Raw genomic sequence first — 21,832 nt, forward strand, 5'->3', positions numbered from 1 at the left:
CTTACAGTATAGCGTGAACAGATCGCGACCGTCAGATACGTCCCCCTGCCCATCCAGAAGAGATGGATCAAGCATCACAAAGGATTGCCGGAAGCTGTCCCGCGCCTCCTGTTTATTCGGCTACAGTAGCCGGACCGAGACCTCGTGGATGCGCTTCTCGACCCCGCCCTTCACCCAGGGATAGACGGCGTCGTAGACGTAGGCGATCTTCAGACGGGTAGCCTCCCGGTGAATAGGTTGTGGGGGGAGGTGGATAAGGGTATTCGTTTTGGGAACGACTTCCCCAAAGGGGAAGGGGTTCAAGCACCGCAAGGTGCGAGGAACGACTGACCGAAGGGTGCGACGTTCCTCGGGAATGCAAAGGGCCGGAGCAAGAGCACAAAAGGTGCGAACGGAGTTTGAGAAACCCAAAGGGTTTCGAAGAACGACGTTCCGACAGGAACGGAGCGGGCACCGGCCCTGTCGGGGGGCCATTATGGCACATTTATTCATTGTGGCAAATGTGCACACCAATAAATATCATGACGATCCACGGAGATGCATGTCTTCCGCCACAAGCGACGCCGGCAGCCAGATCAAGCGCATTCCCGTGAAAGAACCCACCTGGAGGGACCTGCACGACCTCAAAGAGGCCGGAGAGAGCTATGATGAGCTGCTTGGCCGGATGATCCGGCGCGAGCGTGACTATCGCGACTGGAAGATGATCGTCGAGATTGAGGAGTCCGGCGAGTTCGTAGTCTTCGACCCGGACGACCTCCTGCAGGATGACTGAGGCACTTGGGAGCAGGAGAGCGTGTTCACCGTTCTGATCGAGAGGAAGGCACGGGAGCTCTTAAAGCGTCTCCCCAAAAAGACCCGGCGCATCGTCGTCGAAAAGATCCAGGAACTCGCGGAGGACCCGTTTCCGGGAGGGAACAAAGAGAAACTTGAGTATCCCCATCCCCCTGCAGTCTACCGCCTCCATATCAGCAGATCCTTCACTGTTTTTTATATCATCGAGCATCAGGAGAGCATCGTCAAGATCGAGAAGATCGTGACGATCGAGATGGCGCACAAGGAGTATTCACGCCGGTGAGACCCCGGCCGGGTGCTGGCCGCATCCCCACCCCCACGGCAGGGGAGCGCGATCCAGCCGTACCCCTTAATTACCGCCTGCCCCCAAGATCAACGTACGACCTATGGCTCCCGCTGCATTGAAAGAACATAAATCCGCCCTCACCGCCGCCGCGCTCCTCATCTTCATGCTCGTGGCGGTTCTCCTCCGCGCAATCCCCCACGCCGCGCTCGTCGACGGCTCGTTCACCAGCCTCATCGGCACCGACGCCTGGTACAACCTCCGCCAGGTCGAGGCGATCGCGGCGAACTACCCGGGCTACGCCTGGTTCGACCCCATGACCGCCTACCCGACAGGGAAAGAGGTCGCGTGGGGGCCGCTCTTCCCGCTCATCACCGCCACCCTCTGCATCGTCGCCGGGGCGGCCTCCCGGCCCGAGATCGTCTACGTCGCCGCGTGGGTTCCCCCGCTCCTCGCCGCCGCCGTCGTCCCGGTCGTCTACCTCACCGGGAAGGCCGTCGCCGACAGGACGACCGGGCTCGTCGCCGCCGGGCTCATCGTGATCGTCTCGGCCTCGTTCTTCGCGCGGTCGATCTTCGGGTTCGTCGACCACCACGTTGCGGAGACCCTCTTCTCCACCCTCTTCTGCCTCGCCTACATCGCCGCGCTCGCGTATGCCGCCCGGCACCCGGTCACGCTCCGGGAACCTAAAACCATCCTCCCCGTCGCCCTCCTCGGCCTCGGCGCCGGGGCCGCCTACCTCCTCGGCCTCCTCGTCATGCCGACGATCATCCTCTTCGCGCTCATCGCCGGGATCTTCACGGTGCTCCAGGCCGTCCGGAACCACCTCGACGGCACCGGGCCGGAGGGACTCCTCATCGTCAACGCCGTCACGTTCGCTCTTCCCGCAATCTTCCTGCCGCTATCCGGGTTCATGGTCGACGGGATGTCGCTCTCGCTCTACTCCGTCGCCCACGTCTACGCCTACCTCCTCCTGATCGCCGCGACCGCACTCCTCGCCGGGATCTCGCTGGCGCTCAAAGGGAAGCAGAACGAGTACCTCGCCGCCCTTGCCGCACTCACCATCGCCGCCGTCGCCTTCCTCAACCTCACCCATATCGGGAAGGTGATGGGGAGCGGCCTGATAACCTTCTTCGGCCGGGATATGACCGCCACCGCCATCCGGGAGATGGCCCCGTGGGATGCCGGAATCGCGTGGCAGAGTTTCAACGTCGGCCTCCTCCTCATCCCCGCCGGGCTCGTCCTCCTCGCCCTCAGGTTCCGGCGCGAGAACCGCCCCGAACTCCTCTTCACGATCGTCTGGTCGGTCGTCATCCTGATCGCGACCATCCAGCACCTGCGGTTCGAGTACTACCTCGCCGTGAACCTCGCGCTCCTCGCCGCGGTCGTCGTCGCGTGGGCGCTTCAATTCGGGGTCGGGAAGACCGCCGCGTACCTCCGGGAGCCCGAGACCAAAAAGAAGAAAAAAACGGTTCCCACCGCCGAGATCGCGGCCGTCGCCATGGCGGTCCTCCTCGTCGGAACCCTCGCCGGCGCATCGGCCTCGGAGAACCTCGGCTACGCGCAGAACGGCGTTTCCCGCACCATGCTCGCCGACGACTGGCGAAACGCACTTGAATGGATGGGCGAGAACACCCCCGACCCCGGCGTGGACTACTACGCGATCTACGACCCGAATACCTTCGCCTACCCCGAAGGGTCTTACGGCGTCATGTCCTGGTGGGACTACGGCCACTGGATCACCTTCATCGCCCAGCGGATCCCCGTCACCAACCCCTTCCAGGACAACGTCCGGAGCGCCACCGGCTTCTTCCTCGCGACGAACGAAGAGAAGGCCAATGCAGCCGGCTCACGCTACATCGTCACCGACGGCAGGATGGCCGCCGACGGCTTCCCGTCCATCGCCTACTGGCACGACACTGCCGCACTGGTCGACCCGTACGCAGCGGGACTTCTTGTAGCGGTCCCGGGAAGAGAGGACACCTACAGCATCGAATCGTTCTACAAAGCTGCCTACTACGAGACAATGGTGGTAAGGCTGCAGGCCTTCGACGGAACGCTTGTAGAGCCGGAGAACGCACTCTACGTCGAGTACGACACCCGGTCGGTCCCGGAGACCGGGTATCCGCTCCTCACCGGGAGCCAAAAGATAAGCCCGGCAGAGGCAGAGGCGGCGGTCGAGGCCTACGCGGGATCGGGCAAGGCCGCGGTCTTCGGGAGCGATATCCGCTCTCCGGCCGGAACCGTCCCGGCGCTCAAGCACTACCGGCTCGTCTACGAGTCCTCGCCGGACTCCGCGACGAGCGTGAAGATCTTTGAGCGCGTCGAGGGCGCCGCGATCCCGGGCGAGGGCGTCATCGAGGTCGCGGTCGTCACCAACACCGGCCGGGAGTTCGTCTACCGGCAGGCAAGTGAGAACGGGACGTTCATCGTTCCCTACTCCACGACCGGAAACCCCTACGACGTGAAGACGATCGGGGGATACCGGATCGGGAACGAAGAGATCACGGTGACCGAGGAGGCCGTGACGCGGAGAGCGTAGCCCCCCGGACAGCGAGGAGTCTTCGCGCCGCAGTAACGTTCGTCGCGACCGCAAGGACCACGAGCGCCGGGAGGACGAGACCCGTCACCAGCCCGGCGATGATGACCGCGATCCGCTCCGGCCGGGCAAAGAACCCGGCCCGGCACTCGATCCCGAGCCCCTCGGCGCGGGCCCGGGCGTAACTGACCATCAGCGAGCCGATTGCGGCGAAGAAAGCAGCCTCGACGCCCCAGGGCGTCCCCGCCCCCGCGTAATACACGACGAGCCCCCCGTAGACCGCCGCCTCGGCGTAGCGGTCCAGGAACGAGTCGAGGAACGCCCCGAAGGGAGAGGCGGCGCCGGTCACCCGGGCGAGCGCCCCGTCGAGGGCGTCGAAGACGCAGGATGCGGCGACGACGAGCCCGGCGAAGAAGAACGATCCGGCGGCGCAGAGGACTCCCGCGGCAGCCATCCCGAGAAACCCGAGCAGGGTGAGGGTGTTCGGGGTCGCCCCCGTCCGGGCAACGAGGGCCGCAATCCGCGTGAGCGCCCCGTTCAGCCGTCCCCGGAGGTGCTCCTCGATCACCGGCCCGTCACCCCGAAGAGCTGATCCGCGACCGCTGCCGACCCTGCCATGGCAGGAGATCGTCGTTCCCGGGAGATAAGGGTGTCTCCGGGTGGCGGCACCGTAATAATTATATTCATAATAATTATATCTATAATCATTATGAGGTTCTACGGCAGGGAGCGGGAACTCCAGCTGATGGAGCACCTCTACGCCCGGACTCCCTCCTTCCTCGTCGTCACCGGCAGGCGAAGGGTCGGCAAGACCGAGCTCATCAAGGAGTTCTGCAAAGGAAAACCAGCCCTCTACTTCTACGTCGATGGGAACAAGAGCATCGAAGCCCTCATAGAGGAGTTCGGGAGGCTGACGGCAGAGGCGCTCAACCTCCCCGGCTACATCAGGACTGACACCCCGGAGACATTCCTTGAGTTCCTCTTCTCCTACGATCAGCCGCTGATCGTCGTCTTCGACGAATTCCAGCGATTTTTGAAGGTTCATCCCTCGTTCATCTCTCAGATGCAGCGGTTCTGGGATATGAAGGGACGGGACTCGCACCTCTTCATTATCGTCTCCGGCTCGTCGGTCGGGATGATCCGGGAGATCTTCCTTGAAGGAAACGCCCCCCTCTTCCGGCGTGCCGACAACATCCTGACGCTTCGGCCGTTCGGCCCCCGGGAGTGCCTCACAATCCTCGACGACCTGGGTGTCCGGGACCCGGCGGACCAGCTTGACCTCTACCTCCTCTTCGGTGGGACGATCTACTACTACACGTTCCTTGAGAAGTATGAGTGCACCGACCTCGAGAGCGCTCTTGACCGGCTCGTCCTCGACGACCTCGCCCCCCTCCGCCGGGAGATGAGCGATGTCGTGGTCGAGGAGTTCGGGCGGGAGCATGCGACCTACTACGAGATCCTCGCCGCCATCGCCGGGGGGAAGAGATCCCAGAAAGAGATCGCCGACGTTGTCCGCCTTCCTCCGACCTCGCTCCCCCCGTACCTGCGTGACCTTGTTGACCTCCTCGGGGTCATCGAGTACCGGGTGCCGGTCACCGAGAGGGGAAAACGCTCGAAGATGGGCAGATACGTCTTTGTGGACAACTTTTTCCGGTTCTATGCCCACTACATCTATCGGAACATGAGTCTGTACGAGAGCGGGCGCTTCAGCCTCCTGAAAGACCGGATTCTCCGGGAGTGGAAAGGTTTCTCGGGCCGGGCCTTCGAAGAGATGCTGCGAGGCCTCCTCGCCCGGGACCTCGCGGAGAGGTACGAGGAGATCGGTCCCTGGTGGAACCGCCGGGGAGACGAGATCGACCTCCTTGCCCTCGGACCGGCAGGAAACCTCGCCGTCGAGATCAAGAATCGCGACCTCTCCCTTGCTGAGGCCCGCGGCATCCTTGCCACCCTGGAGGAGAAGATACCGCTCGTGAAGGGACTCCTACAGCCAGCAGCCACCGGCATCGCCGCCCGCACCGTCGAGGGCAAGGCGGCGCTCCGGGCAGGAGGGTTCTACGCCATGGACCTCGAAGACCTCGGGCTAAGACGTTGACGCTCTCCCCCTGGCGATGGATCGGGGATTTCCTGGACCCCGGACCTGTGCCGCGATCACAAAAACAAGGAAGCGCCTAGGACGTCCCACCGCACCCGCAGGTGCAACCCGCCGGTCTCCTGGCGGCGACCTTTACGCTCACGATGCTCGCTTTGAGCGACGCCATCTCGTCGGCATCGATGCCCTCGATGACCGCGGCGAGGTCCGGCTCGCTCACGATATGCTCGAGCGGGAAGACCGTCTCCCCCTGGACCGTGACCCCCGTAAAGCCTGCAGCGGCGATATGGCCGAGATACTCTTCCTTCGGCAGCGCTCCTGCAACGCAGCTGTTGTAGAGGAGCGCTGAGTCCCGAACCTGCTCCGGGAGCGGCGCCGCGAGCACGATATCGGAGACCATGAGCCTCCCGCCGGGGCGGAGGACCCGAAGCGCCTCCCGAAAGACCTGCGGTTTGTCGGGAGAGAGGTTGATGACGCAGTTCGAGATGATCACGTCGACTGAACTGTCTGCCACCGGCAGGTGCTCGATCTCGCCGAGGCGGAACTCCACGCTCGTGCGGCCGCTCTTCTTCGCGTTCTCCCGCGCTTTATCAAGCATATCGGGCGTCATGTCGACCCCGATGACGCGGCCCGTCGGGCCGACCCGCTCCGCCGCAAGGAAAGAATCGAACCCCGCCCCCGACCCCAGGTCGAGGACGACCTCGCCTTCCCGGAGAGAGGCGAGCGCCACCGGGTTGCCGCATCCGAGCCCCAGGTTTGCCCCCTCCGGCACCTGTTCGAGGTCTTCCTCCGAGTAGCCGAGCCCGAGACTCACCGAGTCTGCCGTCATACCGGTGCCGCAGCACCCGATACCGCACCCGCACCCACCCTGTTGGGCGATCTCTCCGTAGGCGATGCGCACCTGTTTGTGAACATCCTCTTTCTTCATCGCGATAACTCCTGGTCAGTCTTGCTCTCCTCTGCCTGCGAGATCCTCCGCCATGGGGGAGAGCAGCGTCGTCACCATGCCGTTGAAGTGGCTCGCCTTGATCAGCGTGATGCAACAGACGTCCCCTTCCTCCCCCCAGAAGACGACCGCAAGCCGGTCGCCGGGAGCGATCCCCGCACGCTCGCGGATATCCTTCGGGAGCACCACCTGCCCCCGTGCGTCGACGCTCATGACCGCCTCGATCGTGCAGGAGGAACTCCGTTCAGCGCTCTGTGTGGGTACCATACGGCTCACCGGATAGGGTTGTCGGCGGCAGCATATCCATTTATCGGAATATTCTGAATTTTCAGAATACCCCGTGCGATCGAGGGGCGCCGACCTCCGGCGACGATCCGGGAAGGGGGCGCTACCGCCCACAAAGCCGATCGTTCCAGTCAGGGCGGGCCCGAACCTCCATCCGCCGGCCACGGGGGCGGAGCGCGGCGCACTTATATCCCGGGAGCGACAAGAGTTTGATGATCACCAGGCCGAGACCATGGATGCGAACATGCGGGAAGCAGGGCGGTGGCTGCGCCAGGGGGAGAGGGATCTCGTCAGCGCGAGGAACAGCTGCCGGTCCGGCGATTTTGAATGGGCATGCTTCCAGGCACAGCAGAGTGCAGAGAAAACCCTGAAGGCCCTGCTCTATGCCCGGGGATACCGGAGGATCCTGACGCATTCTGTCTACGAACTGATCAGGGAGATCGGCGAGTACGAGCCCTCGTTCCTGGCGCTGAAGAGTGAGGCAAAGGCACTTGATGCCGCTTATATAACGACCCGATATCCGGACAGCATCGTGGGGAACCTGACACCATCGGAGTACTACGACCGGGAGGATGCCGAAGAATGCATCGAGCATGCGGATTCGATCTGCAGTGCCGCGAGAGAAGCGCTCGCCGGGTGATGGAGCAGGTCCGGGTTCTCGCCCGCGAGATCCGGGCGCGCCGGCGTGTCAGCGCCATCATCCTCTACGGGTCGTTCTCACGCGGGGACTTCCACGAGGAGAGCGACGTCGACCTGATCGTCGTCGGCGACTTCCCCGAGCGTCCCCACAAACGTGCGGCCTTCATCATCGGCCTCACCGACCTCCCGGTCGAACCGCTCTGCTACACCGACGAGGAGTTCGCCGACCTGATCCGGGAGGAGAACCCGTTCGTCCTCCAGGCACTGGCCGAAAGTACCCGGGTGTAGCCCCTCACGTGCAGACGATCTGCTCTTCTTCCGGCTCGCCTTCGAGATACTCGTGCGCCGAGAGCGCCGCCTTCGCCCCATCGCCGGCGGCGACGATGATCTGTTTGGCCTTGACGCAGGTCGCGTCCCCGGCCGCAAAGACCCCGGAAACGCTCGTATGACCGTTTTCGTCGATGACGATCTCACCCTGCTCGTTCAGCGCCACGAGATCCTTGAGAAACCCCGTATTCGGCGCAAGCCCGATCGCGAGGAAGAGCCCCTCCACGTCGAGATCCGTCTCCTCACCGGCCTCGCTGTCGCGGATCGTGATCCCGGTCAGGCCCGCGTCCCCGTGGAGCGCCGTCACCTCGTGGTGGGAGAAGGTCTGCACCCCCGCCTTCTCTGCCCGGTCAATGTAGACCTCGTCGCAGCGGAGAGACCTCCGGGCGATCAGGGCCACCGAACTCGTGAACTTCGTCATCTCGATCGCGGTCTGAAGCGCTGCGTTCCCGCCGCCGACGACGGCTACCGGTTTACCACGATAGAGCGGGGCGTCGCAGATGGCGCAGATCGAGACGCCCTTCCCCATCAGCCGATCCTCACCCGGGACCCCCAGTCTCCGGGGCTCCTTGCCCGGGGCGAGGATGAGCGTCCGGGAACGGTAGACGGTTCCCGAGGCCGTCCGGACGAGGAACGCCTCATCCTCCTTGCGGACCTCCCCGACACTGTCGAGCTCGAGACGGACCTGGAACCCCCGGACCTGCTCCTCGAACTTCCGGACCAGTTCCTCGCCCGAGATCGTCGAAAATCCCATATAGTTCTCGATGGTCCAGCTCCAGGCCGCCTGACCGCCGACGTTCTCCGCTATGACGACGGTCTTCATGAGTTTCCGGGCGCAATAGACCGCTGCCGTCAGCCCTGCCGGACCGGCGCCCACAATGATCGTGTCGTGGACGATCTCCTCCGGCGGCGTCCCGAAGAGCTCGCGGAGCCGCTTTGCATCAAACCCGACGACCACCTCGTCGCCAAAGACCGTGACCGGCACCCCCCGCTGCCCCGAGATCGCGATCATCTCGCGGGCCGCCTCGCGGTCCTTCCCGACGTCGACGATCTCAAACTCGACGTCGTGTTTCCGGAGGAACGCCTGAACCATCCGGCAGTACGGGCAGTTCTCCGTCGTGTAGACCTTAACGCCTGCCATGTGAGGGAATATCTCGGGAAGAGTATTTAACTTACGGGGGTGCGGTGCAGGAACCCCGGCCACGGCGGCACCGAGCCGAAAAGAAAGAGATTATTGGATTTCGCGGAACATCCGTGCCGGAACCCCGCAGATCGGGCACTTCTCCGGCGCCGCCCCGATCTCGAGGTTGCCGCAGACCGGGCAGAGGAAGACCTTATCCGCATCGAGGTCTTTTCCTTCCCGGACGGCCTCGAGCGCCTGGAGGTAGAGGTTCGCGTGCACCTCTTCCGCCTTCATCGCATGGGTGAAGACGATCGATGCCTCGTTCTTCCGCTCCTCCTTCGCCTCAGCGACGAACGGGGGGTACATCTCCATGAACTCGTAGTTCTCGCCCTCCATCGCGCTCTTCAGGTTCTCCTCGGTGCTCCCGACGGCGTTCAGGATGAAGAGAAGGCGTTTCGCGTGGACGGCTTCCGCTTCGCTTGCCGCACGGAAGAGTTTTGCCACCGCGGGATACCCTTCGGCGGCTGCCTTCTCTGCAAAGACCGAGTATTTTCTGTTCGCCTGGGACTCCCCGGCGTACGCATTCTGAGCGTTCTCATCTGTCGGCATGGATGGATCATTGCGGGACGCTCGTATTAAACTTTTCACCTTGTCTCCGGAAACCCTATGCCGCCGGAGCACCTACCCCCGGTGAATGCATGGCAAACGGGTGCGCCGGATCTTTCTCATCGTCCTCGCCCTGAACCTCGCCGTCGCGCTCGCCAAAATGGTCTTCGGCCTCCTCGCCGGGTCGGTGAGCATGGTAGCGGACGCGTTCCACTCGGGGTTCGACTCTCTCTCGAACGTCGTCGGTATCGTCGCCCTTTACTTCGCCGGGAAACCCCCCGACCCCGAACACCCCTACGGTCACGGCAAGATCGAGGCGCTCGGCACCCTGCTCATCGGGGTGATGCTCCTCCTGACCGCCGCCGGGATCCTCTACGAGGGCTACCAGCGGCTCGTCGAAGCCGTCGCCCCCGAGATCACCGTGGTCACCGTCGGGGTCATGGTCGGGACGCTCGTCGTCAATCTCGCCGTCTCCACCTACGAACGGAGGAAGGGCGAGGAGTACCGGAGCCAGATCCTGGTCGCCGACTCCCGGCATACGAAGAGCGACGTCTTCGTCTCTTTAGCCGTCCTCGGGGGGTTTATCGCCGTCGGGCTAGGGTTTCCGGCGGCCGACCCGGTCATCGCGTTCGCCATCGGCCTCCTCATCGCGAGGATGGGAGTCGGGGTTCTCTACGACGCCGCCCGGGTGCTCACCGACACGATGGACCTCCCCTGCGACCCGGCGCTCATCGAAGCGGTGGTGATGGATACTCCGGGGGTGACCGGCTACCACGACTTCCGGTGCCGGGGAAAACCGGACGAGATCCTTGCCGACATTCACATCACCGTCGATCCGGCCCTCCCGGTCTCCCGGGCGCACGATATCTCCGATGAGGTGGAACGCCGGCTCAAAGGGGCGCTGCCGGGGCTCGCCGAGGTCGTCGTCCACATCGAGCCCGACGACTCAGCCTAAAATCTGCCCGAGTTCGTAGCCCTTCCGGTAGGCCGCCTCCATCACCTCGGGCCGTGTCCGGATGTCCCGGATGGTGTCCATGTCGTTCTGGAGCACCTCGTCCCAGTAGGGGCAGTCGATGATCTCTCCGAACGCCCGGGCGGTCATCTTCACGCCGAGAAAGACGTTCGGGATGTTCATCCCCGCGATCGATATGAAGAGCATCTTTCGTTTCTTCCGCCTCTCAGGAGAGATGAACGACCGCCCCCGGTGGTATTTTGCCATATAAAAGACCTGGAACCGATCGATGAACGATTTGAGCCTTCCGGGGATGCCCATCGTCATCACCGGGGTGGCGATGATCAGGCCGTCCATCTCGCGGAACTTCCGAAAGACCTCCTCCATCTCATCCTGGATAAGGCAGGTTTCGCTCCCCATGCACTGGAAGAACTCCATGCAGGGCAGAACGTCCATGTGCGCGACCTCAAGCTTCTCGACCTCGCACCCGGCCTCCTCTGCACCCCTGATGGCCTCGTCGAGGAGACGGGCGGTGTTCCCGTCGAGAATGGGGCTCCCGAGCAGCGCGACAACCTTCTTGGGCATGCAGCAGGGTTGCCCACGGCTCTATTAAAAGGATCCGGATACCCGGGGCCGGAAGGGGAACTGCTAAATATCTTGTGGAGCAATTACCGCTCTGGTGAATTTCTATGGCCGAACCAGAGACCAACAAGACAGCGAAAGCCGGTGAGAGGCCGGGTCCCGGCCGGTTCATCTGCATCGACTGCGGACGGGAGGTCCGGATCGACAGCACCGACGAGGACCTCGTCAAATGCCCGACATGCGCCTGCGAGATGTACAACTGTCTCCCGATGACGCATATCAGGCCGGACATCAAGACACCCGAGGACGTCCTGAATCCGCCCAAGAGAAAGAAGACCGGAGAGCCGTAGAGGTGAGTGAAATGGTGAACGTATCGGCGAAAGGGCAGGTCTACCACTGCGAGATCTGCGGAAACGTTGTCCAGGTGCTCGAAGCCGGCGGCGGCGAACTGATCTGCTGCGGCGAGCCGATGGTGCTTGAGGAGTGATCGGTATGGAAGAGAAGAAACTCGAAGAGAAGATCGGGAAGATCCCCGTGATCTTCAAGGAACTCAAAGAGACCGACCCCGACCTCTACGGAAAGGTCATGGGGCTCGATCAGGTGATCTGGGCCGACGGCGCCCTCTCCAGGCAGACGAAGAAGGTCATCGCGATCGCGATCGCCGCGGCGCTCCGGGACGGGCACGCCGTCCGGGCGCAGATGGCCGGTGCCGCGAATCTTGGCGTATCGAAGGAAGAGATCGAGGAAGGGCTCAGGGTTGCGTTCCTGCTCGCGGGGATGCCGGCCTACGTCCACGGCAAGACCGCCCTCGAAGAGTACCTGGGCAACCGCCCGCGGAAGTGATTCATGGAACCTGCAGAGTTGCTCCAGATGCCGGTCATCGGTGAGAAAGCACCGGAATTCGACGCGCTGACCACTCACGGACGCCTGAAACTCTCGGACCTCAAGGGAAAGTGGGTCATCCTCTTCTCCCACCCGGCCGACTTCACGCCGGTCTGCACCACTGAGTTCATGGCGTTCGCCGCGATCGCCGACGAACTCAAGGAACTGAACGTCCAGCTCGTCGGCCTCTCGATCGACAGCGTCCACTCGCACCTCGCGTGGGTTCGGAACATCAAGGAGAAGATGGGCGTCGAGATCCCGTTCCCGATCATCGCCGACCTCGACATGAAGGTCGCCAAAACCTACGGGATGCTCCACCCCGGGCAGAGCACCACCTCGACGATCAGGACTGTCTTCTTCATCGATGACAAGGGCGTCATGCGTGCCATGCTCTACTACCCGATGTCCAACGGCCGCTCCATGCCCGAGATCCTCAGGATCACGAAGGCCCTCCAGACCTCAGACGCGCACGGCATCGCGACGCCGGCGAACTGGGAGCCCGGCGAGAAGGTGATCGTCCCGGCGCCGAAGACACCCGAAGAGATCGAGAAGCGGATGAAAGAAGGCTACGAGTGCAAAGACTGGTACCTCTGCTTCAAGAACCTCTAACCTGTACTTTTTTTGCCCCCGAACGGACAATACTTCCTGTATGACCATCGACGTCCTCGCGTTTGCGACCTCGCCCCGCCGTCACGGCAACTCCGAGACCCTCCTCGACTGGGTGCTCGCGGCGATGGCGGAGGAGGGGGCCGCGACCGAGAAGATCGCCGTCACCGAGGTTGATATCAGGCCCTGCCGCGGATGCAATGTCTGCGAGACGCTCAACCGGTGCGTCCAGCGGGACTACATGGACTACGTCTACGACCGGATCGTCGCGGCCGACTGCATCGTCCTCGCCGCCCCGATCTACTGCATGGGGCTCCCGGCACAGGCGAAGGCACTGGTCGACCGGGCGCAGGTCTTCCGGTCCCGGAAGTACGTCCTCCATCTCCCGGTCGCGGCGCCCGAGCGGAAAGGGAAGCGGGTCGGGATCTTCCTCTCGACCGCCGGGCAGAACTGGGACTACGTCTTCGACGCGGCGATCCCGTCGGTGAAATGCTTCTTTCACGTCGCCGACGTCCGGAATAAGGATCTCCGGTACCTGATGGTGAACGGGGTCGACGAGAAGGGCGCGATCGAGCGCCACCCGACCGCGAAAGCCGACGCGGAGAGCCTCGCACGGGAGGTCGCCGCGCACCTGCGGGAGGTCGGGGCGGCATGACCATAAAAGTCCTCGGCATCTCCGGCAGCCCCCGGCGGCACGGAAACACCGAGACGCTGCTCGACGCCGTGCTCGAGGGGGCCCGGGAAGCAGGAGCCGACGTGGAGAAGATCGTCCTCCGGCCGCTCGAGTACGCCTCATGCCGGGGATGCAACGCCTGCCATAAAACGGGGGTCTGCGTCATCGAAGACGACCTCACGCCGGTCTTCGAGAAGATCGCCGCCGCCGACGTCCTTGTCCTTGCTTCCCCCATCTACTCGATGGGGATCACGGCGGAGGCGAAGGGGCTGATCGACCGCGCGCAGTATCTCTGGGCGCGCAAATTCATCCTGAAGAATCTCTACTACGCTCCCGACCGCACCCGCCGCCACAAGGGGATATTCGTCTCGACCGCGGGGCTCGGGTGGGAGAACGTCTTCGACGCGGCGTTCCCGGCGATCACCGCCTTCTTCAACACCACCGGGTTCGAGTACTGGGACAACGTCATCGCCAACGATCTCGACCGCTACGGCGGGATCGCGGGGCACCCCACCGCGCTTGCGGAGGCGCGGGAGAAAGGGCGGGACGTGGTCGATCTCCTCGGCAGACGGCGGCTCCCGGATGACGCAAAACCCTGACTCGTGTTCGTCCCGGATAGCGCCCGGCGCCCCGGGATACGACGGGTGAAAAAAATATTCCCCCAACACCGATCCCGTGCACGATACCCCTCTCCGCTCCCGGGCGCGCTGATGAATATTTTTCGTCGCCCGGCAACCAGAACAGATTAATACGTTTTGATATTCCCATATTCAATATCAGCCCGCACGATGCATCTTGGGGCAGCAGGAGAAAACACGCGTGACCCCCGCCGAGCCTCCGGAGCGCCTGCACGGCGCGCAGCCGGATTACCGGATACTGGAGGGCATGGAAGACGCTGTCCTGGTACTCGATGAGGACGCCCGCATAATCTGGGCGAACGCGGCATCCCGGAGGGTACTCGGCGTGCACGAGGGAGAAACCGGACAGGCGGGGGCGGTGATCGAACTTGCCGATAAGGCTCTTGCGGCACCCGGAAACGGGACTCTGGAGTTCAAGTGCCGGCTCAAGAGCCCGGGCGGTGAAGAACAGGGATACCGCTGCTCGGGGTGGAGAACGCCGTCCGGGAGAGGCTGGGTGCTCCGGCTCCGGGAAGCCCCGGGCACCGGGGATTACGAGGCGATCGTCGAGTATACCGGGACGGCAACGATCCTCATCGAGGAGAACGGCACCATTTCAGTGGCGAACACGGAGTTCGAGCGGCTCTCGGGATATTCCCGCGCCGAGATCGTCGGGTTAAAGCGGTTGACCGATTTCGTAGCATCCAATGATGAACGCCGTCGGCTGAAGGAGTATCATGCCCTCCGGCGAAACGATCCCGCAACCGCACCGAAGAACTACGCCATCTCGTTCATCGACCGTTCCGGCAACACCCACACCGTCGAGGCCACCATCGGCCTGATCCCGGGAACCGCCCGCTCCGTGATGTCGCTCCTCGACGTGACCGAGCGGAACCGCGCGGAGCAGGCGCTCCGGGTGAGCGAAGAACGGCTGAACCTGGCACTCTCGGCGGCGGACGACGGGCTGGTCGACTGGGACGTCGGCACCGGGACGATCTTTTACAGTCCGCGGTGCTTCACGATGCTCGGCTACGAACCGGGAGCGTTCGTGCCCACGATCCCCGCCATCCTCGCACTCGTCCACCCGGACGACCGCGACAGCGTCGAGGCGGCCCTCACCGGGATGACCGCAGGAGTTCGCGACCGCTGCGAGATGGAGTTCCGGATGAAGTCCGCATCGGGAGAATGGATCTACGTGCTCGACCGGCTCCAGGTGGTCGAGCGCGATGCCCGCGGGAAACCGCTCCGGATCGTGGGGGCGCATTCCGATATCACAACGAGGAAGGAAGCGGAGCGAGAGCTCCTGATCGGGAAGGTCTCGCTTGAGTCGTCGTTTGCCGCGATCGCCATAGCCGACCTCGACGGCTACATCACGCACGTCAACCCGGCGCTGCTCGCGCTGGGCGGGCTGACCGAACCCGGGGAGGTTCTCGGACGGCATCTCACGGAGTTCTGGGTGGACCCGGCCAGGGTCGAGAGGGTGCTTGCGACGTTTGCGGAGCGCGGCAGGTGCAACGGGAAACTGGTCGGCAGAAAGGCCGACGGGACGGAATTTACCGCTCATATCACCGCGACTCTCCTCAGGGACGACTCCGGAAACCCGATCTGCATCATGGCCACCGCCGTCGATATCAGCAAGGAGATGCGCATGGCGCAGGCGCTCCGGGAGAGTGAGGAACGCTACCGGACGCTTACGGAGTTTGCACCGGACGGCATCTTCCTCGTAGGCACCGACGGGGAGGTCCTCTTCGTGAACAGTGCCGGCAGCCGCCTGGTCGACGCAGACCCGGAGAGCCTGCGGGGAAAGAACATCAGGGAACTGTTCCCGCCGGATCTCGTTGATGGATGGCTTCCGGCGCTCCGGGCCGTAGCGGAGTCTCCAGGGAAGATCTTCACCGCGGAGGGACAGATTCCCGGCGATGACGGGGGGATATGGCTTGAGGCGCGCCTCATCCCGATGGTTGAATCCGACGGCACCGCCCGGAGCCTGCTCGGGATAGGCCGCGACATCACCGAACGGAAACGGACGGAAGAGCAGCTCCGGTTCCAGGCGCAGGTGCTCTCGCAGGTGGAGGACGCCGTGATCGCGGCTGATACGGATGAGAGGATCACCTACATGAACCGGGCGGCAGAGCGGCTCTACGGCGTTCCTTCCGACGAGGCTCTCGGGAGATCCACCTCAGAACTCTTCACCACCGAGTGGCTCCGCCCGGACGACGAAGAGGGGGCGAAGAATCTCCTCCGCTCATCCGGAACCTGGCGCGGCGTCGTCGGTCACCGGAAGAAGAATGGAGAGGTTATATCCGTCGACGAGACGCTCAGCACGTTAAACGACGATTCCGGACGGGTTACCGGGACGCTCTACTCCCTCCGCGACGTGACCGGGCAGCGACGTGCCGAACTCGAACTCCGGATCAAGGATATGGCGATAGCGTCGGCACTCGAAGGCATCTCGCTTTCCGACCACGACGGTAAGATCATCTACGCCAACCGCGCCTCTCTCGCCATACACGGGTGGGAGAAGGAGGAGATCGTCGGGCAGCATGTCTCGGTGCTCTGGGGGGCTCCGGGGGAGATGAATCAGATCCGAGAGGAACTTGTCCGGAACGGCACCTGGTCGGGCGAGGTGAAATCGCGACGAAAAGACGGCTCGACCTTCCCCATGCAGCTCTCCCTCACGGTCGTCACCGATGAAGCGGGCAGGCAGATCTGCACGATGGGTTCGGGGATCGACATCACCAAACGCAAGCAGGCCGAGCAGGAACTCCGGATCAGGGATATGGCGATAGCATCGTCATTGAGCGCGTTCACCGTCGCCGACCTCGACGGCCGCCTGATCTACGTCAACCGGGCGTTTCTCTCCATGTGGGGCTACGACTCCCCGACCGAGGTGATCGGGAAGCGGGTCACGGAACTCTGGCAGAACGAGGAGGAGGCCCGGAGTGCGTTTGAGAAGGTCGTCCGCACCGGCAGGCACATCGGAGAGCGGATCGGGAGACGGCGGGATGAAACGACGTTTTATGCCATGTTCTCCGGAAGCCTGGTCAGGGACGGCGACGGAGTTCCCCTCTGCATCACGGCTTCGCTCACCGACATCACCAGCCAGAAACAGGCCGAGGCGAACATCCAGGCCCACAACCGCGAGCTCTCGGTCTTAAACCGGATCATCGGGGTATCGACGTCCGCGACGGATCTCGAGGAGGCGCTGGAACGGGTGCTCGCGGCAGTCCTCTCCCTCCTCGATCTCTCCGGTGGCGGCATCTACCTGATCGAGCCGGGGAGGGAGAGAGCGCGACTCGTCTGCGTGCAGGGTCTCCCCGAAGGCTTTCCTCCACAGCCGTGCATCCCCGACATCACCGCCCGGCCCTACGCGGAGGTGCTGGTGGCAGGAAAGCCCCTCTTCTTCGACGATCACCCGGATCTCCGCTACCCGGGGGAGGAAGAAGGAACACTGCACCAGTCCGCCAGCATCCCGATCACGGCACACGGGAGGGTCATCGGGGCGCTGAATGTGGTCTCCGGGGAGGGCAAGCGGTTCATCGCCGCCGACCGCTCCATCCTTACGGCCATCGGGAGAGAGATCGGCACCTCCGTCGAGCGCACCCTGCTGATCCGGCAGCTGGAAGTGGCCGAACGGGAGGCAAACCTCTACCTCGATATCCTCAGCCATGACATCAGGAACGCCGAGAACGTCTCGGGTCTCTACGCCGACCTCCTCGTCGATATGCTCGAAGGGGAAGGAAGAGATTACGCACAGAGACTCCAGAGCAGTATCCGCAAAAGCGTCGAGATCCTGCGGAACGTCTCGACAATCCGCCGGATCCACAAGGAATCGGCCGTGCTCGCGCCGGTAGACCTCGACAGGGTCATCCGGAACGAGATCAGGATCTTCCCGGGGAGCCGGATCCGTTACGGCGGTACGAGTCTTGCGGTCATGGCCGACGCGCTCCTTCCCGAGGTCCTCACGAACCTCATCGGCAACAGCATAAAGTTCGGGGGGCCGGAGGTCGAGGTCACCATCCGGGTGGAGGAGAACGACGGCGAGGTCGTGGTCGTTGTCGAGGACACCGGGCCGGGGATTCACGACAGGATGAAAGACGCCATATTCATGCGGTTCGGGCAGAGCCGGAGCCGCAAAAGCGGCCAGGGTCTCGGACTCTACATCACCCGGATGCTGATTACGCGTTACGGCGGCCGGGTATGGGTCGACGACCGGGTGCCGGGCCGTCCGGAATGCGGTGCGGCGTTCCGGTTCACCCTGAAGAAGGCCTGAAAAAAAGGGTGGTTGCTCAGAGGAGGAGCGACCAGAAGAGGAGCCCGGCAGAGGCGACGATCAGCACGGCAAAGACGACCGGGTTCCAGGCGAGGACTTTGCGCCCGTCGAGGACGCTGATCGGGAGCATGTTGAAGGTCGCGATCATCGCGTTGACCCGGAGCCCGACGAGGCCGACGAGAGCGAGGAGCCCGCCGCCGGAGAGAAGCATCAGCGCCGCGAAGGGTATGCAGAGGAGGAGGTTCGTGATCGGGCCCGCAGCCGATATCCGCCCGTTCTCCGCCCGTGTCGCGTTCCCGTAGACGTAGGTCGCTCCCGGCGCCGCAAAGACAACCCCGACGAGTGCCGCCATCACCACGGCGACGAGGAGCATCTGGTTGTCCTTCTGGAACTCGGCCCAGTAGCCGTAGCGCATCGCGGCGAACTTGTGGGCCAGCTCATGCAGGACGAAGGCGACGCCCACCGTGACGAGCGACATCACGAAGAAGAAGACGAACCCGGTAGGGTTCACGCCGCCCCGGATGTAGATCAGGGTGAAGGCAATCGAGATGGCAAGCCACGCGATCAGGAGATCCCGGCGTTCGCGTAGCGGTATTCGTTCGAGCATATTCGGTACCAGGTTTGTCCCGGCACGATAATATCCTTCGCCTCACCGGGCGCGACCCGTCAGGTTTATTCCCCGGCCGCGGTCAATCATGTAGTATGACTCTAGATGCCGTCAGGAACGAGATCCGCGAGATCGACGAGAGAATCATCGATCTGGTTGCGGAACGGCAGAGACTTGCGGCGAGGATCGCCCGGATCAAGCAAGAGGAGGGGCTTTCCATCCACGATCCGGCGCAGCGAAAGGTTGTCCTCGACCGGGTCTTCACCTACGCCGTCGAGAGCCGGATCGACCCGGTCGCCGTCAGGAGTGTCTTTGAGATCCTGGTCGGTATGAGCGAGGAGCGACAGCGGGAGTGCAGCGGCGACGGCAACCTGCCGTGAGAGGAAAGGTACGGGCTTCCGGGGTCCAAAGACAAGCCTCAGGTCCTGCGATACGGTCTCACGCGAAGACGCGAAAGCCGCGAAGATGAGGGGAGCGTTTATCACGGCCTTCGCGTGAGTTGAACATGAAGGAAAGGGGTTAGAGGGTGAGCATCGTCCCGACGCCCTGGTCGGTAAAGAGCTCGAGGAGCAGGTTGTGCTCCTTGTTGCCGTTCACAACATGAGCGCTCGTAACGCCGCTCCTGACCGCCTTCATGCACCCGTCGAGTTTCGGGATCATCCCGCCGGCGATGATCCCCTCGCCGATCATCGCCTCCGCCTCAGTGAGCGAGAGGCGGTGGTAGACCATCGTCCGGTCGGCGTTCATCACGCCGTCGACGTCGGTGAGGTTGACCAGTTTGAATGCCCCAAGAGCGATCGCGATCTCGGCGGCCGCCGTGTCGGCGTTGATGTTCAGGCTCCGCCCCTGCCGATCGATGGCGATCGGGGCCACGACCGGGATGTAGTTCTGGGCGAGGAGACAGTGGAGCACCTCGGGGTCGACCTCCTCGATCTCACCGACCTGGCCGAGATCCACCTCCTCGATGACCTCCCCGACCTTCACCCGCTGCGGCTCCATCTTCCGGGCGATGAGGAGGTTGCCGTCGTTGCCGGAGATCCCGACGGAACGGGTGCCGCAGTTCGCGATGAGGGAGACTATGCCGTCGTTGATCTTGCCCACAAGGACCATCTGGGCGATCTCGAGCGTCTCGGCGTCGGTGATCCGAAGCCCCCCGACGAATTTGGGTTCTTTTCCCATCGCCTGCATCTTCGCGGTGATCTCCGGGCCCCCGCCGTGGACCAGGACGACCTTCATCCCGACGTAGCGGAGAAGAACGGCGTCCCGGATCACCGTCTCGAGGATGCCCTGATCGACCATCGCGTGGCCGCCGAGTTTGATCACGATCGTCTTGCCGTAAAACTTCTGAATGTAAGGGAGTGCCTCCATCAGCACGTCTTCTCGTTTCATGTCGTATACTTCCCGTTGATCTCTACGTACTTCTCGGTGAGGTCGCACCCCCACGCCGTCGCGATGCCCTCGCCCGCGGCAAGGTCGAGGTCGAACGCGACGGTCTTCCCCCGCATCGCGGCCTTCGCCGCTCCGAGGTCGGCAACGATCTCGCCGCGGCGGACGAGCGGTATCTCCCCGACCGAGAGCGAGACGGCGTAGGGGTCGAATTCCACGCCGGCCCTCCCCGCCGCCGCGACCACCCGGCCCCAGTTCGGGTCTTCGCCGTAGATGGCGGTCTTGACGAGCGGGGAGGCGACGACCGTCCGCGCCACAGCGGCGGCGGCGTCCTCGTCGGGGGCGCCGCGGACGGTCACCTCGAGGAGTTTCGTCGCCCCTTCGCCGTCCCGGGCGATCTGGACGGCAAGGTCGCGGCAGACGGCCTCGACGGCCCGTGCAAGTTCATCGCGGTCAACCCGTCCCGCGGCGCCGGTCGCGGTGCAGAAGGCGACGTCGTTCGTGCTCGTGTCCCCGTCGACGACAACCCGGTTGAACGACCGCCGGGTCGCCTCGCGGAGGATATCCCCGAGGACCGGAGCCTCGACCTGGGCGTCCGTGTAGATGAACGCGAGCATCGTCCCCATATTCGGGGCGATCATCCCGCTCCCCTTGGTGATCCCGCCGACGGCGAACGACTCCGTCTCGACGAGAGCGTGTTTTGGGAAGGTGTCGGTCGTCATGATCGCCTTCGCCGCCGCGTCCTCGGCCTCACCGCTCCGGGCAAGGAGCGGTGCGACCCGCCCGCATTGATCCGTTATGAGCGGGAGATCGAGGTAGCGCCCGATCACCCCGGTGCTCGCGACACCGACCGACTCCGGTGCAAGGCCGAGGGCTCCGCCCGCGATCTCGCACATCCCGACGGCGTCGCGGTAGCCCCGCTCGCCGGTGTAGGCGTTCGCGCACCCGCTGTTGACGACGACGGCATCGAGGGTCCCCCGGCGCATCCGCTCCATCATCACCTCGACCGGGGCCGCCCGCATCCTGTTCGACGTGAAGACCCCGGCCGCGGTTCCGCTTGCCCGGATCAGGGCGAGCCCGAACTTTCCTTCCTTGATTCCCCAGGCACTGACGCCTTCGACTCCGCAGATACTCTTCACGACCTTTCCTCCGAAGACATCCCGATGCCCCGGACGATATCCGCCCGGGTGACGATCCCGACCAGCCGCCCGTCGCGGAGGACCGGGAGGCGGGCGATCCCCTCGTGGAGCATCTGGGCTGCCGCATCGGTGATATCGGCATCCTCGTCGATGGCGACGACCGGGCTGCTCATCACGCGCCGGACCTCCAGGCTCCCGATATCGGTGAGCGCTCGCTTCGTCTTCTCCCAGTTGATGAACTCCCTGACCGGGACCTCGATGATCTCGAGCGGCGAGGGGAGCCAGAGGTCGTCGGAGATCTCGCCGACGTCGAGGAGCGAGAGGATGTCCGTCTCGGTGACGATTCCCGCCACCCGGTCGCCGTCCATCACGGGAAGCCCGCCGATATGGTACTTCCTGAGCAGTCCCGCCGCCTCGCTGACCAGCGAGTCGACCCGGACGGTCACCGGGTCCGGGGTCATGACATTCCTGACCTGCACCACCTTC

General features: G+C 63.8%; 26 protein-coding genes. 15 read left to right on the plus strand and 11 right to left on the minus strand.

Features of this window, described 5'->3' with window-relative positions; genetic code table 11:
• Positions 1-120: 120 nt before the first annotated feature.
• Entirely contained in the window at positions 121-303 is a 183-nt protein-coding gene (locus L21_RS02720; protein WP_074368964.1) for a hypothetical protein, read from the minus strand.
• Between the two features lie 238 nt (positions 304-541).
• Here L21_RS02720 and L21_RS02725 point away from each other — a divergent pair, with 238 nt between their 5' ends.
• From L21_RS02725 to L21_RS02735, 3 genes are all read left to right on the plus strand, one after another.
• Entirely contained in the window at positions 542-772 is a 231-nt protein-coding gene (locus L21_RS02725; RefSeq protein ID WP_074368965.1) for a hypothetical protein, read from the plus strand.
• A gap of 21 nt (positions 773-793) precedes the next feature.
• Positions 794-1,075, plus strand: a complete 282-nt coding sequence (locus tag L21_RS02730; protein WP_074368966.1) for a type II toxin-antitoxin system RelE family toxin — start codon at positions 794-796, stop codon at positions 1,073-1,075.
• A gap of 118 nt (positions 1,076-1,193) precedes the next feature.
• Complete coding sequence (locus L21_RS02735; RefSeq protein ID WP_178377671.1) at positions 1,194-3,617, plus strand: oligosaccharyl transferase, archaeosortase A system-associated; 2,424 nt, start codon at positions 1,194-1,196, stop codon at positions 3,615-3,617.
• On the opposite strand, the gene L21_RS02740 is transcribed toward L21_RS02735, so the two are convergent.
• Positions 3,580-4,182 (minus strand): CDP-alcohol phosphatidyltransferase family protein, encoded by a 603-nt coding sequence (locus tag L21_RS02740; protein ID WP_074368968.1) that lies wholly within the window; start codon positions 4,180-4,182, stop codon positions 3,580-3,582. The two genes, L21_RS02735 and L21_RS02740, sit on opposite strands and share 38 nt — an antisense overlap.
• Positions 4,183-4,323: 141 nt before the next feature.
• On the opposite strand from L21_RS02740, the gene L21_RS02745 reads away from it, so the two are divergent.
• Positions 4,324-5,706, plus strand: coding sequence for an ATP-binding protein (locus tag L21_RS02745; protein ID WP_178377672.1), 1,383 nt, complete (start codon positions 4,324-4,326; stop codon positions 5,704-5,706).
• Positions 5,707-5,782: 76 nt separating this feature from the next.
• Here L21_RS02745 and L21_RS02750 read toward each other — a convergent pair whose 3' ends face one another.
• Both L21_RS02750 and hgcC read right to left on the minus strand, forming a co-directional pair.
• Positions 5,783-6,631, minus strand: coding sequence for an arsenite methyltransferase (locus L21_RS02750; RefSeq protein WP_074368969.1), 849 nt, complete (start codon positions 6,629-6,631; stop codon positions 5,783-5,785).
• Between the two features lie 15 nt (positions 6,632-6,646).
• Positions 6,647-6,916, minus strand: coding sequence for an HgcAB-associated protein HgcC (gene hgcC, locus L21_RS02755; protein ID WP_074368970.1), 270 nt, complete (start codon positions 6,914-6,916; stop codon positions 6,647-6,649).
• A 73-nt stretch (positions 6,917-6,989) separates the two neighbouring features.
• Here hgcC and L21_RS02760 point away from each other — a divergent pair, with 73 nt between their 5' ends.
• Positions 6,990-7,574, plus strand: coding sequence for a HEPN domain-containing protein (locus L21_RS02760; protein ID WP_256712111.1), 585 nt, complete (start codon positions 6,990-6,992; stop codon positions 7,572-7,574).
• Positions 7,574-7,861, plus strand: a complete 288-nt coding sequence (locus L21_RS02765; protein ID WP_074368972.1) for a nucleotidyltransferase domain-containing protein — start codon at positions 7,574-7,576, stop codon at positions 7,859-7,861. The genes L21_RS02760 and L21_RS02765 overlap by 1 nt, the downstream gene beginning before the upstream one ends.
• A 4-nt stretch (positions 7,862-7,865) precedes the next feature.
• Here the strand turns inward: L21_RS02765 and L21_RS02770 are convergent, their stop codons facing one another.
• Together L21_RS02770 and L21_RS02775 are read right to left on the minus strand one after the other, a co-directional pair.
• Positions 7,866-9,041, minus strand: coding sequence for an FAD-dependent oxidoreductase (locus L21_RS02770; RefSeq protein ID WP_074368973.1), 1,176 nt, complete (start codon positions 9,039-9,041; stop codon positions 7,866-7,868).
• A gap of 90 nt (positions 9,042-9,131) precedes the next feature.
• Positions 9,132-9,632 carry a rubrerythrin family protein gene (locus L21_RS02775; protein ID WP_074368974.1) on the minus strand — a complete coding sequence of 167 codons (501 nt, stop codon included), beginning with the start codon at positions 9,630-9,632 and terminating at the stop codon, positions 9,132-9,134.
• A gap of 85 nt (positions 9,633-9,717) precedes the next feature.
• Between L21_RS02775 and L21_RS02780 the strand changes: the two genes are divergently transcribed.
• Positions 9,718-10,584 (plus strand): cation diffusion facilitator family transporter, encoded by an 867-nt coding sequence (locus L21_RS02780; RefSeq protein WP_074368976.1) that lies wholly within the window; start codon positions 9,718-9,720, stop codon positions 10,582-10,584.
• Here L21_RS02780 and L21_RS02785 read toward each other — a convergent pair.
• Complete coding sequence (locus L21_RS02785; protein ID WP_074368978.1) at positions 10,576-11,166, minus strand: flavodoxin family protein; 591 nt, start codon at positions 11,164-11,166, stop codon at positions 10,576-10,578. The genes L21_RS02780 and L21_RS02785 overlap by 9 nt on opposite strands.
• A gap of 104 nt (positions 11,167-11,270) precedes the next feature.
• Here L21_RS02785 and L21_RS02790 point away from each other — a divergent pair, with 104 nt between their 5' ends.
• The 7 genes from L21_RS02790 to L21_RS02820 all read left to right on the plus strand — a co-directional run bounded on the left by L21_RS02790 (position 11,271) and on the right by L21_RS02820 (position 18,214).
• Entirely contained in the window at positions 11,271-11,513 is a 243-nt protein-coding gene (locus L21_RS02790) for a zinc ribbon-containing protein (protein WP_074368979.1), read from the plus strand.
• Between the two features lie 11 nt (positions 11,514-11,524).
• On the plus strand, positions 11,525-11,650 hold the full coding sequence (locus L21_RS02795; RefSeq protein WP_074368980.1) for a desulfoferrodoxin FeS4 iron-binding domain-containing protein: 126 nt from the start codon (positions 11,525-11,527) through the stop codon (positions 11,648-11,650).
• 5 nt (positions 11,651-11,655) lie between these two features.
• Positions 11,656-12,006, plus strand: coding sequence for a carboxymuconolactone decarboxylase family protein (locus L21_RS02800; protein ID WP_074369089.1), 351 nt, complete (start codon positions 11,656-11,658; stop codon positions 12,004-12,006).
• Between the two features lie 3 nt (positions 12,007-12,009).
• Positions 12,010-12,654: a peroxiredoxin gene (locus tag L21_RS02805; RefSeq protein ID WP_074368981.1), complete on the plus strand. Its 645-nt coding sequence runs from the start codon at positions 12,010-12,012 to the stop codon at positions 12,652-12,654.
• Positions 12,655-12,694: 40 nt separating this feature from the next.
• The gene (locus tag L21_RS02810; protein ID WP_074368982.1) at positions 12,695-13,306 is read left to right on the plus strand and encodes a flavodoxin family protein; all 612 of its coding nucleotides are present in this window, start codon (positions 12,695-12,697) and stop codon (positions 13,304-13,306) included.
• On the plus strand, positions 13,303-13,923 hold the full coding sequence (locus L21_RS02815; protein WP_074368984.1) for a flavodoxin family protein: 621 nt from the start codon (positions 13,303-13,305) through the stop codon (positions 13,921-13,923). The genes L21_RS02810 and L21_RS02815 overlap by 4 nt, the downstream gene beginning before the upstream one ends.
• A gap of 220 nt (positions 13,924-14,143) precedes the next feature.
• Complete coding sequence (locus L21_RS02820; RefSeq protein WP_256712118.1) at positions 14,144-18,214, plus strand: sensor histidine kinase; 4,071 nt, start codon at positions 14,144-14,146, stop codon at positions 18,212-18,214.
• A gap of 16 nt (positions 18,215-18,230) precedes the next feature.
• Here L21_RS02820 and L21_RS02825 read toward each other — a convergent pair whose 3' ends face one another.
• Positions 18,231-18,821 carry a site-2 protease family protein gene (locus L21_RS02825; protein ID WP_074368985.1) on the minus strand — a complete coding sequence of 197 codons (591 nt, stop codon included), beginning with the start codon at positions 18,819-18,821 and terminating at the stop codon, positions 18,231-18,233.
• A gap of 95 nt (positions 18,822-18,916) precedes the next feature.
• On the opposite strand from L21_RS02825, the gene L21_RS02830 reads away from it, so the two are divergent.
• On the plus strand, positions 18,917-19,201 hold the full coding sequence (locus L21_RS02830; protein ID WP_054847650.1) for a chorismate mutase: 285 nt from the start codon (positions 18,917-18,919) through the stop codon (positions 19,199-19,201).
• 139 nt (positions 19,202-19,340) lie between these two features.
• On the opposite strand, the gene argB is transcribed toward L21_RS02830, so the two are convergent.
• Genes argB through L21_RS02845 form a run of 3 tightly spaced genes read right to left on the minus strand, consistent with a single transcriptional unit; the run spans position 19,341 to position 21,825 of the window.
• Entirely contained in the window at positions 19,341-20,210 is an 870-nt protein-coding gene (gene argB, locus L21_RS02835) for an acetylglutamate kinase (protein WP_074368986.1), read from the minus strand.
• The gene (gene argJ / locus L21_RS02840) at positions 20,207-21,346 is read right to left on the minus strand and encodes a bifunctional glutamate N-acetyltransferase/amino-acid acetyltransferase ArgJ (RefSeq protein ID WP_074368987.1); all 1,140 of its coding nucleotides are present in this window, start codon (positions 21,344-21,346) and stop codon (positions 20,207-20,209) included. The genes argB and argJ overlap by 4 nt, the downstream gene beginning before the upstream one ends.
• A complete protein-coding gene (locus L21_RS02845; RefSeq protein WP_074369091.1) occupies positions 21,343-21,825 on the minus strand; it encodes a CBS domain-containing protein in 483 nt (160 codons plus the stop codon). The genes argJ and L21_RS02845 overlap by 4 nt, the downstream gene beginning before the upstream one ends.
• Positions 21,826-21,832 lie beyond the last annotated feature (7 nt).

It is taken from the genome of Methanoculleus chikugoensis, from assembly GCF_900095385.1.
Taxonomy (GTDB): Archaea; Halobacteriota; Methanomicrobia; order Methanomicrobiales; family Methanoculleaceae; genus Methanoculleus; species Methanoculleus chikugoensis_A.

Excerpts from the sequence above, each read along its gene's own strand:
- L21_RS02725 (WP_074368965.1), top strand. The coding sequence starts at position 542 with ATGTCTTCCGCCACAAGCGACGCCGGCAGCCAGATCAAGCGCATTCCC.
- L21_RS02745 (WP_178377672.1), top strand. The coding sequence starts at position 4,324 with ATGAGGTTCTACGGCAGGGAGCGGGAACTCCAGCTGATGGAGCACCTC.
- L21_RS02750 (WP_074368969.1), bottom strand. The coding sequence starts at position 6,631 with ATGAAGAAAGAGGATGTTCACAAACAGGTGCGCATCGCCTACGGAGAG.
- hgcC (WP_074368970.1), bottom strand. The coding sequence starts at position 6,916 with ATGGTACCCACACAGAGCGCTGAACGGAGTTCCTCCTGCACGATCGAG.
- L21_RS02765 (WP_074368972.1), top strand. The coding sequence starts at position 7,574 with ATGGAGCAGGTCCGGGTTCTCGCCCGCGAGATCCGGGCGCGCCGGCGT.
- L21_RS02770 (WP_074368973.1), bottom strand. The coding sequence starts at position 9,041 with ATGGCAGGCGTTAAGGTCTACACGACGGAGAACTGCCCGTACTGCCGG.
- L21_RS02775 (WP_074368974.1), bottom strand. The coding sequence starts at position 9,632 with ATGCCGACAGATGAGAACGCTCAGAATGCGTACGCCGGGGAGTCCCAG.
- L21_RS02780 (WP_074368976.1), top strand. The coding sequence starts at position 9,718 with ATGCATGGCAAACGGGTGCGCCGGATCTTTCTCATCGTCCTCGCCCTG.
- L21_RS02785 (WP_074368978.1), bottom strand. The coding sequence starts at position 11,166 with ATGCCCAAGAAGGTTGTCGCGCTGCTCGGGAGCCCCATTCTCGACGGG.
- L21_RS02790 (WP_074368979.1), top strand. The coding sequence starts at position 11,271 with ATGGCCGAACCAGAGACCAACAAGACAGCGAAAGCCGGTGAGAGGCCG.
- L21_RS02795 (WP_074368980.1), top strand. The coding sequence starts at position 11,525 with ATGGTGAACGTATCGGCGAAAGGGCAGGTCTACCACTGCGAGATCTGC.
- L21_RS02800 (WP_074369089.1), top strand. The coding sequence starts at position 11,656 with ATGGAAGAGAAGAAACTCGAAGAGAAGATCGGGAAGATCCCCGTGATC.
- L21_RS02805 (WP_074368981.1), top strand. The coding sequence starts at position 12,010 with ATGGAACCTGCAGAGTTGCTCCAGATGCCGGTCATCGGTGAGAAAGCA.
- L21_RS02810 (WP_074368982.1), top strand. The coding sequence starts at position 12,695 with ATGACCATCGACGTCCTCGCGTTTGCGACCTCGCCCCGCCGTCACGGC.
- L21_RS02815 (WP_074368984.1), top strand. The coding sequence starts at position 13,303 with ATGACCATAAAAGTCCTCGGCATCTCCGGCAGCCCCCGGCGGCACGGA.
- L21_RS02825 (WP_074368985.1), bottom strand. The coding sequence starts at position 18,821 with ATGCTCGAACGAATACCGCTACGCGAACGCCGGGATCTCCTGATCGCG.
- L21_RS02830 (WP_054847650.1), top strand. The coding sequence starts at position 18,917 with ATGACTCTAGATGCCGTCAGGAACGAGATCCGCGAGATCGACGAGAGA.
- argB (WP_074368986.1), bottom strand. The coding sequence starts at position 20,210 with ATGAAACGAGAAGACGTGCTGATGGAGGCACTCCCTTACATTCAGAAG.